Here is a 1,009-nt window from a genome sequence, read left to right on the forward strand (position 1 = left end):
TACGTCCGCATGGTCGCGGCAGCCGCCGGCGCCTCTGTCAAGAGTCACGCGACAGATCTGGATGGCGTAGACATCACCATCGCCTCATCCGCCGAGTACGAGACGTTCTACTGCCCCCAGTTCGAGCTGCAACTGAAGTGCACCTCGCAGAGCCGGATCTTCTATGAAGATCACGTTGCGTGGACGATGAAGGCGGGCCCCTTTCGACGTCTCACCAACCCAAAGCGACATATCCCCGCATATCTGGGCATCTTGTATGTGCCCGAGGAGTCAGACGCGTGGATGGCTCAAGACGAGGAGCAGCTGCTCGTGAGTAGCCGAATGTACTGGCAGAAGGCCACCGAGCTCGGGACCTCCACCGACACGCAGGACACCAAGACCGTCCACCTACCGCGCAGTAACCTATTTGATGTAGAGCAACTTCGCGGCATCATGAAGACCATCGGCGATGGAGGTGACTGGTGAGCCGCTCCACCCGCGAGTCTTCAGTGCTCGAACTCACCAGCAGCCTAGCCCCCTCGGCCATCTCACAGTTCCTCGCCTCCAACGCCTGGGAGCTCGAGTCAAGGCAGAACGAGGTCAGGGAGATCTGGCGGCTCCCCGCCGGCGACGACTTCGCCGCCCGGATCATGCTGCCCCTCGACTCCGAGTTCGCCGACTACTCAAGCCGCCTCTACGACGCCCTCTATGCGATCGGCCGGGTCAACGACTGGGATGCCGACCAGCTGTATGAGCACATCATCGCCGCCAAGGCGGACCTGCTCTACATCCGCTTAGACCAGTCGCTGCCCGACGGAACCATCCCGTTCCGCCAAGCTGAGACCACCATCAACGCGATCTACCGCATGATGAGAGCCGCCGCCACAACAGCGTCTGATCCACGCCACTCCCACCGCGGCCGCCGCTCTGCCACAGTCACCGAGTTCCTGGACGACGACGTTCGCCTGGGACACACCAAACGCGGCAGCTTCATCTTCACCGTCGTGACCCGCATGGACGGCAACATCGC

General features: G+C 62.0%; 2 protein-coding genes. Both read left to right on the plus strand.

Annotated features, from left to right (window positions below; genetic code table 11):
* On the plus strand, positions 1–465 hold a 465-nt coding region (locus AB0395_RS48930; RefSeq protein WP_366295202.1), incomplete at its 5' end, for a DUF4365 domain-containing protein.
* On the plus strand, positions 462–1,009 hold a 548-nt coding region (locus AB0395_RS48935; RefSeq protein WP_366295205.1), incomplete at its 3' end, for a hypothetical protein. The genes AB0395_RS48930 and AB0395_RS48935, both read left to right, overlap by 4 nt.

The organism is Streptosporangium sp. NPDC051023, from assembly GCF_040689595.1.
In the GTDB taxonomy this organism is placed as follows: domain Bacteria; phylum Actinomycetota; class Actinomycetes; order Streptosporangiales; family Streptosporangiaceae; genus Streptosporangium.